Source organism: Moorena sp. SIO4G3, assembly GCF_010692305.1.
Lineage (GTDB): Bacteria > Cyanobacteriota > Cyanobacteriia > Cyanobacteriales > Coleofasciculaceae > Moorena > Moorena producens_A.
On the sequence record NZ_JAAHIG010000218.1, the window covers coordinates 1 to 15,369 of the forward strand.

At 44.1% G+C, this 15,369-nt stretch carries 13 protein-coding genes; 9 read left to right on the plus strand and 4 right to left on the minus strand.

All coding sequences use genetic code 11. The features are described 5' to 3' along the window. The first annotated feature begins 211 nt into the window (after positions 1-211). The 3 genes from F6J99_RS29030 to F6J99_RS29040 all read left to right on the plus strand — a co-directional run bounded on the left by F6J99_RS29030 (position 212) and on the right by F6J99_RS29040 (position 3,308). Positions 212-466, plus strand: a complete 255-nt coding sequence (locus F6J99_RS29030; protein ID WP_070396646.1) for a type II toxin-antitoxin system CcdA family antitoxin — start codon at positions 212-214, stop codon at positions 464-466. A gap of 132 nt (positions 467-598) precedes the next feature. After that, on the plus strand, positions 599-2,320 hold the full coding sequence (locus F6J99_RS29035; protein ID WP_293117961.1) for an ATP-binding protein: 1,722 nt from the start codon (positions 599-601) through the stop codon (positions 2,318-2,320). 337 nt (positions 2,321-2,657) lie between these two features. Beyond that, complete coding sequence (locus F6J99_RS29040) at positions 2,658-3,308, plus strand: DUF3386 domain-containing protein (protein WP_293117964.1); 651 nt, start codon at positions 2,658-2,660, stop codon at positions 3,306-3,308. Between the two features lie 78 nt (positions 3,309-3,386). Here F6J99_RS29040 and F6J99_RS29045 read toward each other — a convergent pair whose 3' ends face one another. Beyond that, on the minus strand, positions 3,387-4,178 hold the full coding sequence (locus F6J99_RS29045; RefSeq protein ID WP_293117967.1) for a cobalt-precorrin-6A reductase: 792 nt from the start codon (positions 4,176-4,178) through the stop codon (positions 3,387-3,389). A gap of 2 nt (positions 4,179-4,180) precedes the next feature. Continuing rightward, positions 4,181-4,375, minus strand: a complete 195-nt coding sequence (locus tag F6J99_RS29050; protein ID WP_293056183.1) for a hypothetical protein — start codon at positions 4,373-4,375, stop codon at positions 4,181-4,183. Between the two features lie 1,805 nt (positions 4,376-6,180). Here F6J99_RS29050 and F6J99_RS29055 point away from each other — a divergent pair. The 6 genes from F6J99_RS29055 to F6J99_RS29080 all read left to right on the plus strand — a co-directional run bounded on the left by F6J99_RS29055 (position 6,181) and on the right by F6J99_RS29080 (position 13,103). After that, positions 6,181-8,718: a mannose-1-phosphate guanyltransferase gene (locus F6J99_RS29055; RefSeq protein ID WP_293117970.1), complete on the plus strand. Its 2,538-nt coding sequence runs from the start codon at positions 6,181-6,183 to the stop codon at positions 8,716-8,718. 348 nt (positions 8,719-9,066) lie between these two features. Further along, the gene (locus tag F6J99_RS29060; protein WP_293117972.1) at positions 9,067-10,563 is read left to right on the plus strand and encodes a zinc ribbon domain-containing protein; all 1,497 of its coding nucleotides are present in this window, start codon (positions 9,067-9,069) and stop codon (positions 10,561-10,563) included. 147 nt (positions 10,564-10,710) lie between these two features. Continuing rightward, positions 10,711-11,298, plus strand: a complete 588-nt coding sequence (locus tag F6J99_RS29065) for a single-stranded DNA-binding protein (RefSeq protein ID WP_293117974.1) — start codon at positions 10,711-10,713, stop codon at positions 11,296-11,298. A gap of 36 nt (positions 11,299-11,334) precedes the next feature. Next, positions 11,335-11,487, plus strand: coding sequence for a hypothetical protein (locus tag F6J99_RS29070; protein ID WP_293117977.1), 153 nt, complete (start codon positions 11,335-11,337; stop codon positions 11,485-11,487). Between the two features lie 3 nt (positions 11,488-11,490). Next, positions 11,491-11,781 (plus strand): hypothetical protein, encoded by a 291-nt coding sequence (locus F6J99_RS29075; protein ID WP_293117980.1) that lies wholly within the window; start codon positions 11,491-11,493, stop codon positions 11,779-11,781. 203 nt (positions 11,782-11,984) lie between these two features. Next, positions 11,985-13,103 carry a lipase family protein gene (locus F6J99_RS29080; protein WP_293117983.1) on the plus strand — a complete coding sequence of 373 codons (1,119 nt, stop codon included), beginning with the start codon at positions 11,985-11,987 and terminating at the stop codon, positions 13,101-13,103. A 283-nt stretch (positions 13,104-13,386) separates the two neighbouring features. On the opposite strand, the gene F6J99_RS29085 is transcribed toward F6J99_RS29080, so the two are convergent. Both F6J99_RS29085 and F6J99_RS29090 read right to left on the minus strand, forming a co-directional pair. Beyond that, a complete protein-coding gene (locus F6J99_RS29085) occupies positions 13,387-13,740 on the minus strand; it encodes a hypothetical protein (protein ID WP_293117986.1) in 354 nt (117 codons plus the stop codon). Positions 13,741-13,793: 53 nt separating this feature from the next. Further along, positions 13,794-15,287: a sigma-70 family RNA polymerase sigma factor gene (locus F6J99_RS29090; RefSeq protein ID WP_293117989.1), complete on the minus strand. Its 1,494-nt coding sequence runs from the start codon at positions 15,285-15,287 to the stop codon at positions 13,794-13,796. Positions 15,288-15,369: the final 82 nt, after the last annotated feature.

Genomic DNA, 15,369 nt, shown 5'->3' on the forward strand with positions numbered 1-15,369 from the left:
TGTCATAAGCTATTGGTATAAACCCAGTCAATAACTGGTCTATTGAGTTCATGATCAACTTAATGTATTTTAATGTTTTCCGTCAGAGGTAAGGGTACTATCCCTGGAATGGTTATAAGTGAGCCAGGCTAATTGTCAGTTATCGTAAAGTTATATTAGTAGTGTTATTAGCCCATTGATTATGAATGATCATGCCTTGCATCAAGAGGGTTTGCTTGAAAACCACCTTGAGTCTACCAAAGCTACTAACGTAGATCTATCACGTTCAGCTGACAAAGAAGAAATTTCTATTCATTTGGATACCGAACTCTTGGATCAAATCAAACACTTGACTAATGATCCGAGTAAAGTAATAGAAACGGCAATTCGTCAATGGCTCAGGGGTGAAAGGGGAGCAGATCAGGAATTAGCCCGTACCTTTGACCGAAATCCACCCCTACCGCCCCGAGGTGAGTGGAACGATTGATAGACAAGAGGTAAAGGCATCTACTTTGAGAGGTTGCCATTGGCTCCTGCTAAGGGCTTGGTTGGTTGCATTTACGTGTTGAAACGGGAACTGAGGCTCCCGGTGTTGCTTGTAGTTTCCAGGTTTCTTTTAATGGCTGCACCTGTGAATTTTAAATGTTTTCAAACTGGATATATAAATAGGCAATCCGCTAGTGCACAAGGTGATTCTAACTTTTTGCAGGGTTTAGGGTGTGAGCTGGTTTATACTCAAGAGGCATCGGGTAAATGCCTTTCTTTTCACTGGCAAGCTGCTGAGCAATATGGTCTGAGTTTGACACAAGTGGTGGGACTTCCCCTAGAAGATGCATTCTGCCCGACTGAAGCCGAAGCCTACCAAGATAGGCTTCAGAGAATTTTGAGCCAGCGAACCCCTGAACGTTGTGTTCAATCGTTTTGTTACCAGGACAAATCCTTTGCCTTTGAGTTGGTCATTAGCCCCATTTTGCCAGCGGATGGCGAAGCAACCACTGTTCTAGTTATGGGTCGCTTTTTGCCGGAATCATCAATATTGGAATGGCGGGAATCTCCTACAAACCTAAGTGTAGACCCCCATCAACAATTACTCACCAAAATTTCCCGGCAAATTCGTCGTACCCTCGATCTAGATACCATTTGGCAACAAACTGCCCAAAGTCTAGGGGAGGCACTCCAGGTCAGCCGTTGCCTCGTGTGCTATTACAAACCAGACGCACGGGTAACCAAGGTGCAGGCAGAATATTGCCAACAGCCGTTGCGGTCAATGGCCAAACAACTGCTACCCTTAGATTCTGAGCCTTACCTGGAACAAGCCCTCACTAGTCAGGAGCCACTGCTGGTAGAACACATTGTTCCTGGTGAATGGGAACAGTTGTCTGTGTTGGTGGTTTCAACCTCCTATAAAGATGAACCTAATGGTTTGATTTGCCTACAGCAGTGTGACCATCGCCGTCAATGGAGTGCTGCAGAAATAAAGTTAGTGGGAGAATTGGCTGAGCAAGTCGGCACAGCGATCGCTCATGGCACCCTTTACAAGGAGCTAGAAATAGCTAGTGAAAGGGCTGAAGAGGCCTCTCGCCACAAAAGTGATTTTCTGGCTAATACTTCCCATGAGTTACGAACCCCTCTCAATGGCATGATTGGGTTTCTGAAGTTGGTTCTTGATGGCATGGCAGACGATCCACAGGAGCAACGGGATTTTATCCAAGAAGCCTACAATTCTGCATTGCATCTGCTCAATATTATTAATGATATCCTGGATATTGCCAAGATTGAAGCGGGTAAAATGGAGCTAGAACTCGCTCCAGTAGAATTAGAGTCTCTGTTTAGAAAAGTTGAAGACTTTACGATCAATCAAGCCGAGCTAAAAAACCTCAGCCTCAGAATTGAAATGCCTGATGTCTATGATGGCATTGTTATGTATGGTAACTATCAAAGGCTGCTACAGGTCATGTTAAACCTAGTGGGCAATGCCATTAAGTTTACTGATGAAGGTGGGGTGACTGTTAGTGCTGAGGTGATCCGAAAGAAGATAACTTTCAAAGGTACAGAATTCCCAGGATTGGTTAAAGTTCGAGTTGCTGATACTGGCATCGGTGTTTCCCTCGACCAGCAAGACCGGCTGTTTCAAACATTTACCCAAGTCGATGGTTCCCGAACTCGCCAATATGGCGGCACGGGTTTAGGCCTAGTCATATCCCAAAAGCTGATTGAAACCATGGGGGGTGTGGTCAATTTTTTCAGTATGGGGGAAAATTTAGGGTCAACAGTTACCTTCACAGTACCTCTTTATCAAGTTCCTGTGATGGTTTCCAATCAAGCAACTGATATGGATTAACCATCCACTTTTTAGCTTACTCTTACCATAGGATGGAATTAAAATAAAGTCAGCTGACCTGTTAATAGTTAACCGTTCATTTTTTATAAAATATAACGGTATAATTGGTAAGCTTTTTGTGGAAAATTTAAAATCAACTTACCTATACTTCTTCCAAAGCATGATCAATTTGGGTGTAATGGTTAGAAATGTTAGTATTAGTTTTAGCTTAAAGTTAGCTTAAAGTATTTCACCTAATTTAAAGATTCTATGTAAAGTAGTAATGCTATAATAACCAGCGTCAGAGATTAGTGAATGAGTAGTCTTTGGATAAACTATCGGTTGACTTAGCAAGACTATGATCGAAAACGCAACAGCTCGTGAAGTATTCCAGGCGGCTTACGACAACCGCTACACCTGGGACGACGATTTTCCTGGTTACAAAGCTGACCTGGAAATTAAGCAAGGTGATGAAGTATACACTGGTCAAGTTCGCATTAATGGTGATCACAGTGTTGAAGTCAGTGGGTTTGATGATGAAAAGGTCAAAGAAAGTGTCTATAACCAGATGCGGGATATTGTGACCCACCGCAAGCGGTCATCCTTTGAAAAAGCCCATGGTAAAAACCAATTTAGCTTTGGTGACAATGATTCTACTGGTGCCGTAGAAATTTTTGTCAAGGGTGATGCTATGGGCTCTAACTATAAAGTCCGAGGGCAGGAAATTTGTCATGTCAGTCGGGTGATGGGTCCGATGGCTTTTACAATTAATACCAACGATAGCCTAGATACAGGAGAAGGGTATATTTCTTCAGGCTACAATGCCATTTTTCGCAATGCCAAAACTGGTGATTTGATGGCTAAACGAGAGTTTGAAGACAGCTTTGATAAAGTTGGTGATTATTATATTATGACTCGTCAAGTAGTTTATGCTATCGAGGAAAAAGGGCGCACAGCTACTGAATTCAACTTTTCTAATATCAAGTTACTCGAACCAGCGATGGTTTAAGCTTTGGTTTTAAGCAAACAGCTATCAGCTGACAGCTGTTTGCGTAGCGTCACCCATTTATTTAAGGGGGAGAAGAGTTCAAAGATAACGATGGCAAAACTCTAATGCCACAGATACATGGCTAGTTTGCTGGGGATAATCAACAACTGGGCGAGTTATAATCACTAGGGAGATGCCTAACTCAGTAGCTAGGGCTCGTTTGATATCTTCTCCCCCAGCAACCCCAGACGCCTTGGTGACAACCACAGAGATGTCCCAGTGATGCCAGAGTGCCTTTTCCAAATCAGCTGGTACCGGAGGGCGCAGGGCAATAATTCGATTTGGGCTAAATCCAGACGCGATCGCTACATCGATGGCAGTAACACTCGGCAGAATCCTGGCGTATAGGGTTGACTGGTCTTGCCAGCTACGGAATAAGGGTAAATGTTTGTAACCGATGGTCAGCAACACCCGCTGGTGATGGAGATAGTTACCAGCAATCAGGTCTTGAAAACTATTGAGATAAATTATTGGTGAATTGTCTAGTTCAGAACTTACCTGAGAATTTAGCTGTTGCCGTTCAAAACGCAGGTAAGGTATATGCCGAGCACAAGCGGCTGAAATCGCTATCTGGGAAATTTCCACTGCATAGGGGTGAGAGGCATCTAGGATCGCTACAATACCATGCTTCTCCAAAAACTGCTCTAGCTCATTTGTATCTAAACGTCCGACTCGAACCCTTAAATTTGGGGTTTGGGGATAGAGGGATTTAGCTGCAGTTGTGGTAACGGTTACTGTACAGGGCATACCCCTGGATGCGATCGCATTTGCCAGAGTCACACTTTCGGTGGTTCCACCAATCAGCCAAATACGGCCACTGCTATCGAGCACTCCTATCTGCCCTTCAGGGCTTTAGTAAAGTTTTTGCGATAGGACTTATTGGCAACGATTAAAGCTGGCCACAACAGAGACAAGTATATCCGGTTGGTTAAGCTGCGGCTGAAGTCAGTCCGCTCAAACCCCCTCCAGAATTTCCACACGCCATACCCATAGACTACCAGTAACCCTAAGACAATTAACTTAGCCATTCATCAAAAATCTTGCCATATTTGGAAACCCCGTCTCAAGTCAGATAGGCGTCTCGCCTGACAGGGAGGAAAAGCGAGCCCTTGGGGCGGTTTTAACTACCCTTGATGAATCTGGGTAGAAGACATTTGGTTAGGGTGCATCTCATTTTTGCTGTTTGACACGGTGGTGCGTTACGGGGCGGCCTGTCCAAACCCTGACTAAGAGGCGAAAAATGAAGGCCCCCCTAACGCACCCTACGGAAAATTTTCAAAACTGAGATGCACCCTTTGGTTATTGTGACATGGTTTTTCACCTCCGGTGCTTTTTATAAGTTGACACTCCCCGGTCTTAAGACACGGGGATTCTTAGTTCAACGAGCTGCCTTAAACCGCTATATCTTAATTTTTGACGTCGCCAAAAATTAAGCAATACTTAAACCGAAAACCCGTCAAGACCAAGAATTCAGTTCAATTTACAGCAGACCCAGCGGGCAATTCTTCCTAAGCGTTTAGCTACTTACTGGGAGTGCCTTAAAAAGTCGGTTTCCTCCCTTTTCACTCGGTTTCGGCGTGCCGGAGACGAAACCTTAGAAGAGTGGAGCCTTAATAAAAAAGTTTTCACCCTTTTATGCATGGCCTGTAACCCTTAAAGGCTCCACTCTTCTTACGGTAACTTCTAACCCCGCCGTACCGTTCTTTTCTCAAAATGTGCAATGCTCGGGTTCACACACCAACGGTTGATTGATGGTTGGGTTTTTAGCGATGCAGCGCGGTCTTGGGGGTTTCCCCCATGAGCGACTGCATCAAGAAAGGAGGACTTTCCCTACCCTCCGGGCATTACTACTTTCAGGTCATGCAGTGGCGGGTCTGACTCCCGGTTGCGCCTCGGTTTTTCAGCCTGTACCCATATTTAAAGTATACTCTAGTGCTATACAATCGTCAACAGGCGGCTTTAGCCGCTATTCGCTTTCATCCCCGCTCGCTTTGTGACGGGGTTTTCAGCGGTTAGACTTCTATAATTTTTATATTAATGATAATTTTACCTTATCAAGCCAGTGTTAGACCATGACCTCAATACCATAAGTGTGTAGGTTAATCAACAGGTGCGCGCCTCCTAGGGCGAGTAAATCGCCCTAGGGTCGCACCTAAGAATTGATTCGGATTACAGCTCCTAGTAGCATTGATCCAGATCCAGTTTCTCTAGTCTTCATTTGTGGTGTCACCCTTAGGAGTTACAGACTAGCCAAACTCAGTAGTGATCATTACCTGAATGAAGAAGCAACGGGTTAACGCGCGATCTTTCTTCTGAGGTCGGAGGAAACTTGGCGACACCAGTGTCGTTAGTTATAGTTCCGCCAGTCTTTGTCGAAAGCACTCTTTTATGAATCACTATCGACGCTAGCATGCCAAAATCACGGTTTTGAGATCAAGTCACTGTTTGTGGAGGTGAGTAAACAGCTAGAAAAAATGTCCCAGAGTCTACCAAAAACTCTTATTATTTGTGAGAGTTAAATTAGGGTAACACCGACACGGATGATTATGTAACTTAAATTAAAGCCGAAAACCAAGGTAAAAATAGTTGCGCTTAAATCCCGGTGGAACGAACTTTTTTGACATTTTTATGGCGCTCGCGGGATATTCCTGAGAGCTTTGGGAGATACCCCCTGGATGCTATTGCATCTTGCATTGGCGGGCTAAAGTCTACGAGGGTAGATTTTGGTAGCTAAAAAGTATCGGAAAGTACTTCACTAAAAAAAGCCCATAACAAGACAAATGAACGTAGACAAGATGATCAAACCCCTTAACGGGTTAAAAGAGGAGGAATTATGCGAGCAGTGCTGATGGCTGGTGGTTCAGGAACACGGCTGAGACCGTTGACCTGTGATCTGCCCAAGCCCATGGTGCCAATCCTGAATCGACCCATTGCTGAACATATCGTTAATCTACTCAAACGGCACAATATCAATGAGGTCATTGCCACTCTGTACTATCTCCCAGATGTCATGCGGGACTACTTCCAAGACGGCAGTGACTTTGGGGTAAAGATGACCTATGCGGTAGAAGAAGAACAGCCTCTGGGGACTGCAGGTTGTGTTAAAAATATTTCCGAATTACTCAATGAAACCTTTTTAGTCATTAGTGGCGATAGCATCACCGACTTTGATTTGACTGCTGCGATTGAATTTCATAAAGCTAAGAAATCAAAGGCGACATTAATCCTAACTCGCGTTCCCAATCCCGTTGAGTTCGGGGTGGTGATCACCGATAAGGAAATGCGCATCCGCCGATTTTTGGAAAAACCTTCGACCTCAGAAATTTTTTCCGATACTGTTAACACTGGCACTTACATTCTTGAACCATCGGTTCTAGAGTACCTGCCATCAAATGAGGAATGTGACTTTTCTAAAGATCTGTTTCCAAAACTCCTCGAGAAAGATGAGCCAATGTATGGCTATGTAGCTGAGGGATATTGGTGTGATGTTGGTCATCTGGAGGCTTACCGAGAAGCCCAGTATGACGGCTTAATGAATAAGGTCACACTAGACTTTGCTTACCCAGAACAATCCTCAGGACTGTGGGTGGGACAAAATACCTATATCGACCCTACTGCTAAGATTGAAACCCCAGTACTAATTGGTAACAACTGCCGGATTGGGCCAAACGCCCACATCGAAGCAGGAACAGTAATTGGCGACAATGTTACTATCTCTGCCCACGCTCACCTGAAACGACCGATTATTTGGAATGGAGCGTTGATTGGTGAAGAGGTTAATCTGAGTGCCTGCACCATTTCCAGGGGAACCAGGGTAGATCGTCGTGCTCAGGTTTTGGAAAGTGCCGTTGTCGGTTCCCTGTCTAAAGTCGGAGAAGAAGCTCAAATTAGTCCCACTGTAAGGGTTTGGCCAAATAAAACTATAGAATCAGGTGCAACATTGAATATCAATTTAATTTGGGGCAACACTGCCCAACGGAATCTTTTTGGTCAGCGGGGTGTCCAAGGCTTAGCCAACATCGATATTACTCCCGAATTTGCCGTTAAGTTGGGAGCAGCTTATGGCTCTACCTTAAAACTAGGCTCCCAAGTATCACTCTCCCGTGACCAGCGTAGTATCTGTCGCATGGTGACCCGGTCTTTGATTGGGGGATTGATGTCTGTAGGTATTGATGTCCAGAACCTAGATGCAACCGCAATTCCCGTGGCTCGAACCGTGGTACCAACCTTAGGGGTTGAGGGGGGTATCCATGTGCGCGTGCATCCTGACCGACCAGATCATATCCTGATCGAAGTTATTGATGCCAAGGGAATTAATGTCAGCAAGGGTAAAGAGAAAAAAATTGAGGGGGCTTACTTTAAAGAAGACCTAAGACGAGTCCAGATTAATGATATCGGTAATGTTAACTACCCGATCCAGTTAATCGATATCTACGGTACTGCTTTTGAGAAGCATCTCAATGTAGAGGCAATTCGCAACAGTAGTGCTAAGGTAGTTATTGACTATGCTTATGCCGTGTCTGGTGCGGTGTTACCCCAACTGTTAGCGAAATTTGGTGCTGATGCAGTAGTCCTCAATGCCAGTTTGAAACAAACAGCTATCTCCACAGAAGAACGAGAGAGTTTGCTCAATCAGCTGGGTCAGGTGGTCGAGGCTCTAAAAGCCAATTTTGGTGTCCAGGTCTCTGCTAATGGGGAACAGCTGATTTTGGTGGATGAATCGGGAATCTCGATTCGAGGTGAGATATTGACTGCACTGATGGTCAATATTATGTTAACCTCTAACCCCAGGGGAACTGTGGTGGTTCCAGTCCAGACATCAAGTGCGGTGGAACAAATTGCCCGACAGCATGATGGTAAGGTGATCCGCACCAAATCTAACCCCACAGCACTGATGGAAGCTTCTCAAAGCAACCCCAATGTAGTATTGGGAGGTAGTTGGGACATGGGCTTTATTTTCCCCCAACTACATCCAGGCTTTGATGCCATGTTTGGAATCGCCAAGTTGATCGAGATGCTGACAGTCCAAGAGCGATCGCTTGCTGATATTCGTGCCGAACTTCCTCGGGTATGGTACAAAACCGTTACCCTGCGTTGTCCTTGGACAGTTAAGGGTAGCCTGATGCGTCATCTGGTCGAAACCCATCCCAGTGAGCAGCTCGAACTTGTTGATGGCGTTAAAATTATCAACGCCCAAAATGATAACTGGGTGTTGATTTTACCCGATGCTGGCGAACCCTTAGTCCATATTTTTGCCAACAGCGATGACCGGGATTGGGCCGAGGAAAACCTCAAGCATTATCGCAACCATGTTCAGGAATTCGTTGAAAAAGAACAAGGTGTAGAAGCGCAACCTTCAGCCGTGTCATAAATCCGTGTCATAAATCCGATTGATCGGCTAGTGACAGCCATAGCGGTGGCTTTTCTCAGGTGCGACCCAAGGCTGCGAGGGATTTCTCGCTGCCTTGGAGGCGCGCACCTAAAGAGTTTTTGTAGACCTCAGGAAAGTCACCGCTATGCCGTTGTTGGTAGTTAATTGTTGGTAGGTTAAGTTCTATCAATGAAAAGCCAAGAGTATTGGTACGCTTGTTCTATAATGAAGAGTCGAGCAATCAAGCCCTATTAAATAGGGATAATACGGTATTTAATAGTATAAACCCGACATTGACAATTCTCTAGCACTAGGGTACTATTAAAGTATAGGATTCACACAGCAGCAATGCCGAAGAAAGTAGGAGCAACTAAAAAAATATCGACTCAAATCGTCCTTGTCATCGGTATGACAAAGGTGGTTGAGACAGAGTTGCTGTCTACAATGAAAAAGTTGGGCATTGTCAGATCTGAGTCTTACAACAAACTGGGAAGCATCAACTACTGGAACCTTGACTGGAAAAAAGCTATTCCAGAAGTAAAAAGTTTTAGAACTCCAGATACTCTGGGATTACCTGCAAAATTAATGGACTGGACCGTTAATGACGTAGGTAAGGCTATTACAGCCCAACAAGCAGCTTGTAAAGATGCGGTTATTAAAAAGATTTACAAAAGATTTCCAGGAAAAGAAAATAAAAACAAACGGAAGGAATATGTCACGCAACTTAAGACTTCGGCATTCCTGGACAATTCTTTACTGCACAGACTTGTTAGAAAAGAATTTCAAAAAGGTCATTCTTGGGTTAAGAATCAGATAGTTTACCAGCAAGTTGGCTACAAGTGTAAAAGACTTTCGCGGAACACTTGGCAACTGGAACTAGCTGGATTAACAAAGGGAAAAAGGAATAAAATAATTGTCAAATCTAATCGAAAAATCAAAGGACAGATTAGATTAATCTATGATCAAATATTGCAAATATTTGAAATTCACTTTTTGGTAGACCATGGTACCGTAGAAGTTCCATCTGAACGTCGAAGTATCGGGGTGGACAAAGGTTACACCGATCGCGAAGCGTGGCCAAAGGCCTTAGCTTTTTATGACTCAGAGGGTCAGGCTCACGGTACAGGACTTGGAAAAATAATCACCAAAAAATCAGATCGTATATGTGCTAAAAACCGCAATAGAGGAAAACTGTGGGCACTTCACAGAAAGCTAGAAAAGTTAGATCCAGCAAAGTCGGCTAGAATACTAAAAAATAACCTAAGTAGGAAAACAGAAAATCGCCGTTACAGACAAAATCAATCAGAACTAACCGCAAAAATAGGAGCGGCTTCTAAATCTCTCTTTAACGGGGAGTCATTAAAAGTATTTGCAGAAGATTTAACTCAACCGATACGAAACAAACGCCGATCCAAGACCGTGTCCCGCAAACTTAATAGTTGGATGAAAGGAGTGATGCGGGACTCTTTGCAGAAATGGGCTAATTGGACTGGTTCGGTTGTCACAGAAGTTCAACCTAGTTACACGTCGCAAATTGACTCTAGAACCGGAACCCTGTTGGGTAAAAGGACTGGGGACAATTTTACCGGATTTGATGGGGTCGTGTTGCAGGCTGATTATAATGCTGCCAAAAATATTCTTGCTCGTGGGACTGATCACGAAATTACTCGGTACATGAACAAGAACGAGGTACAGGCAGTCTTGTTGCGTCGTACCGCGCGTTACTTGGAAGGGATGGGACTAAGTTTGGTTGATGGGGTTGAGCTAGGTTGGATTGATCCCAAACATAGCAAAACTAAGGCTTTCAAGCAACTCCTGGTCGAGATGCCAGGAGCGCCCAAATAGACAGGTGGGAGGCTTAACTCCAATTGCCGCTTGACCACTTCTCACTTGGGCCACAATAAATTGCACCTTGACCGATTTATACGGGTTGATCCCGATTAATGACGGTTTAAGAGTATCTCAACATTCAAAGGACAAGGGAGATAGGACATGAACAGCTGCATTTTAATGGCACAAATTATTCAGGATCCAGAACTGCGTTACACTTCAGATAATCAGACACCCCTGACTCAGATGCTAGTACAATTCTCCGGTGTCAAGGCTGAGGACGCCCCATCCACCTTAAAAGTGGTAGGTTGGGGGGAATATTTGGCTAATGACATTAAAGCTAACTATTCCACAGGCGATCGCGTGGTGATTGAAGGTAGCTTAAGGATGAATGTGATTGAGCGACCAGAAGGATTCAAGGAAAAACGGGCAGAATTGACTGTTTCCCGGATTCACAAATTGGGAACAGATGATCACTTCGAGCCACAAGTCATGGCCTCGGATAGAACTTTCCAGCGTACCCCAGAACCATCCTCTCCCCAAACCTATGATAAGGTTGTATCGATGGATCAACATCGGATGTCGTCATCAGTTTCTTATCCCAACAATACCGAACAAGATTTTGCTTATACCAGCACTGAACAAAATACTGAGCAAAGTTTTGAGTCTTCTTTTGGGTCTTCATCTCCTCAAAACCCAACCTCTGGTAGCCCTAGTCATCAACAAGATTTAGATGATATTCCCTTTTAGTTATTAGCAGCAAAAATTATAGCGTTTATCATAGCTATGAGGTACAAAAAAAATTTACCTCTTCCCTCTTTTCCCCTCCTGGGAGGGGTTAGGGGTGGGTTCCTGCTCCCTGCTCCCTGCTCCCTGCTCCCTGCTCCCTGTTCCCTGCTGTCTGTTCCCTGTTCTCGACTTCTGCAAGAAGTCTATTAAATTGTGTTTCAACTCCTTTACGTACTGATCTATGCCCTCCAGCCTTATCTAGACCTGATTTGCTTTTGTTTGGCTTGGGGGCTAATGATGATTCTAGCTTGGAGCGTTTTGTCAGCAGTCCGAGAAAGTTTTGCTGTTGCCAAACGACTGCATCAAATTCCCTGTTCTAACTGTCAGTTTTTTACTGGTGATTATCGTCTTAAATGTACCGTGCATCCCTCTGTTGCTAATTCTGAGGCAGCAATTAATTGTATGGACTTTTGTTCAAAAAATAATTACATGACAAGAGTTTAAAAGACTCGACAGTAAGGGCATTGGCTTCATCCTTGCTGCTGGGGAGGGAGCCTAATATAGCAATCCTAAATTATTTGTAAAATTCCTGGAATTGTAAAAAATTGGTGCCTTCTCCCTTCCCTTCTACTTCCTACTTTAAATAGCAATTCGTGTAGGAATTGATAGAATGTTTTTTCCCTGTTCCCGTCTTGATGCAGTCGCTCATGGGGGAAACCACGGCAGTCGCTCATGGGGGGAACCCCCAAGACCGCGCTGCCTCCCCAAGACCGCGCTGCATCGCTGTTCCCTGTTCCCTGTTCCCTTTGCTAAAGCAGACCATTTCTTTCACAAATCAGATAGGATTGCTATATATAGCAATCCTAATGAAAGCATGCGTGATGGATAACACAATTACTTACCTCACAACTGCTGACCTTGATTCCACCAGGGCGATCGTTTTAGCGCAAGCAAGCGGTCTAACTTATGATGCTTTTGATAAGCAAAACCCTGCTGAGTGTCTTGAGGTGTCTCCACCGGATGGTTATGATTTTGTAGACTACTGGACTGGTGTTGATGGGATTTTTAATAAATACAAAACTGTTGAGTGTTATGGTCTAGTGTTTCGATCTCAGCAGTCTCCTTACACTTATATATTTGCTTTTAGAGGTACTTCTTCGACAGAGGATATAATAGATAATTTTGGTGTTAATCATACAACATTTGTACCTTATAAGGAAGATGTTGTAGTGCCATCTGAGCTCAGGGTTGAATCAGGTTTCTACCATATCTATTCCAATAGTGATGGGAACACACCCTCGATGCAGAATCAGGTGTTTGCCCTAGTTGATAAATATCAAGCATGTGAAAAACCGATCGATACTCTGTATATTACTGGCCATAGTTTAGGAGCTACACTGAGCACTTTCTTCACACTTGATATGGCGTTGTCTAGACCAGATATCAAGTCTGTAAGCTACAACTATGCTTCCCCTCGTGTAGGCAACCAAGCATTTGTAGAATTTTATCAACAACAGGCACCTCAACAAAACCCGGAGACACGAACTATTCGTATCCAAAATGTTTATGATAAAGTTCCTTGTGTCCCATTTAAACGTGAAGGATACCAGCATTTGCCCTATGCCTATCTAGTTTCATTTTATCGAGACAACTTAATGGGTAAATTTGATGTTATAGACAATCATCATCGCAAAAATTATAAAACCGTTTTGAATTGTGCCTTCGAGAGTGAAAGTGGCTTTTGTGATAAAACCTTTGACTACGATCAGGGCAAAACGATGAAGTCGGTGAAACCAGACCCTAGTACAGTCTGTACATATTGGTAGCTTTTGGTCTGGGCTTGTATCCGAGGGGGATGATGTATAAGAGGGTGCATCGAAATAGGTTTTAAAACCTCTCGTGTCTTCACTGTACCACTGATTTATAGTCGCGAGAAACTGTTGAAATTCTGTCTGGGTTTTGAGGATATGGTGTTCTTTGCTGTGTAGTTATACTCTGCTGCTTTAGTTAATTGTCTACCAGCGAATAAATTTATGAAATAACTTTGGTATCCCTTACGGGACGCAAATAGAGAGCGCCACGTAAGGCATACCTCAAAGTTCAGACAATCTATGCTTTGTCTTTCCTTAGCTCGACATGGTACTCGACGTTTACAGTGCAATTACTCCCGCTAGGACGTCGGTTTGTGAGAATAGCTGACTTCCCGGCTTCATCGAATTTCAAGTCGATTGTCCGTGCGTCTTTTGGAGACAAGTAGAAGAAGTATTGTTTCTTCGGTGTTTGAAACATTGAAAGGAGGCAATTTTCGTCTGTCTGGTTGTCTAGGTGAGCTCCTACATAATTGAAATCACCGTAGGATTCCACTTCGAGCTTACAAAATTCTTTAGGAAGAACTTCACATGTTGTGGTTTCTACTGCTGCGATTGCCGGTGCCTGAAAAGCAGCTAAGCAGCTAACAAACATGATCGCAAAAGCCGCTAACAGCGATACAAACTTTTTCATTGGTTTCTACCTCGTCATTCTTTAGGATTTGGTTTATTGCAAAAATTCGGCAGTGTTTCCCCTTTGTGTTTTTGACCCCCTTGGGTTTTTGGTGGTCTCAGGAATAACACTGATTTTTTGCTTTCTCTCTCATGACGTTTTTCCCGTAACTTTTCTGACCTTTTCTGTCTTAACGGAGAAATTGGCAAACTTCCACAATAAAGCGGATTGGGGATCGCCGTGCAGGATTTTCCTGTCCTGGATTGATGGCTTTTTCCCTTTTGCCCTTGAATTTGTGCTTGAAAACGGCCATCTTCCCCTGCTTTTCCCTCTCCGCTATAGCTACTTAACACCTCTATCTTTTTCCACACCCAAGATATCCCCTGGCACACCTTAGATATCCCTTGCTCTCGGATCATTTCTGCATGGGTTAACCCTTGATAAAAATGCCCAATAAACCTCTCGCGCCACCGTTCTAGTAAAGATAGGTGAGCCCCGATTCTATCTGAATATGTCTCATCCAGTGTCGAAGTCGGTAACAAAACAAGCTGTCTTGATGATAGCGGTAACTCCCTACTCACATTAGCTACATCAGTAATCTTCTGGTCTACGAGAACTGTTGGCTGGACGTAACTATAGACAAACTCATGGCTTTGTGGCTCTACTACCTGGACACACTCGTTATCTGCCGATACTGTTGCCGTTTCCTGAATATTCTGGCCAACAAGAGCCCTTGGGTTCACGGAACTATGGACAAACTCATGGGTTTGTGCCTCTAGCACCTCGACCCATTTATTATCTGCCGATTCTGTCGCCGTTTCCAACGCTTTCTTTTGATCATCCTCGATTCTCTTCTGCTTTTCCCCATCTTGCCGTGGGGTAGGCGATTTCCTGCCCATGGCTCCCGTGGCACTTACTTCTGACTCGGAATCTTGGAAATAGTCACTCAACTTCTCTTTTAGCAATTTGCGCGCCAACGATATCCGCTTGCAGACGTTGTCGTAGGTTATCCCTTGAATCTCGGCAATTTCTGTATGGGTACGCTGTTGATAAAAATGCCAAATAAATGTCTCCCGCAGCCGTTGCGGTAAGTCAGCGATCGCTCGTCGAATTTCAGTAGACTTTTCTTCTGACTCCAAAACGTACTCAGGGGATTCTACCGAAGACACTGTAACGATTTTATCAGTATTACCCACCCATTCGATATTTTCAACATAGCCAGAACCCCGAGAGCGTTCTCGGATCATGTCGATGCAAAGGTTGCGAGTCAGCTGTATCAGCCAAGCCTTGAGATTAGCAATTTTCCCTGCAAATTTTTGCACCTTTTCCCAAGCTTTCAGCATAGCCCGACTCAGAGCATCTTCGGCATCCGTTGGGTTGGAGTTCATCAACTTGAGACAGCAGCAATAAAGGTGGTGTTGATGCTCCTGCCATTGCTGCCAAAAGTGAGAGACTAGATGGGACTGGTCACTCTCTGTTATAGGACTGTCCCTTAAATCTGCTCTTTGACTTGCTGTGGCTATCATCATACCTTAACCATGCCCATATTACTTAAAGCTGACAACCTTCAGATAGTAACTTGCTTTTTCCTCAATAACAATCCACCTTAAT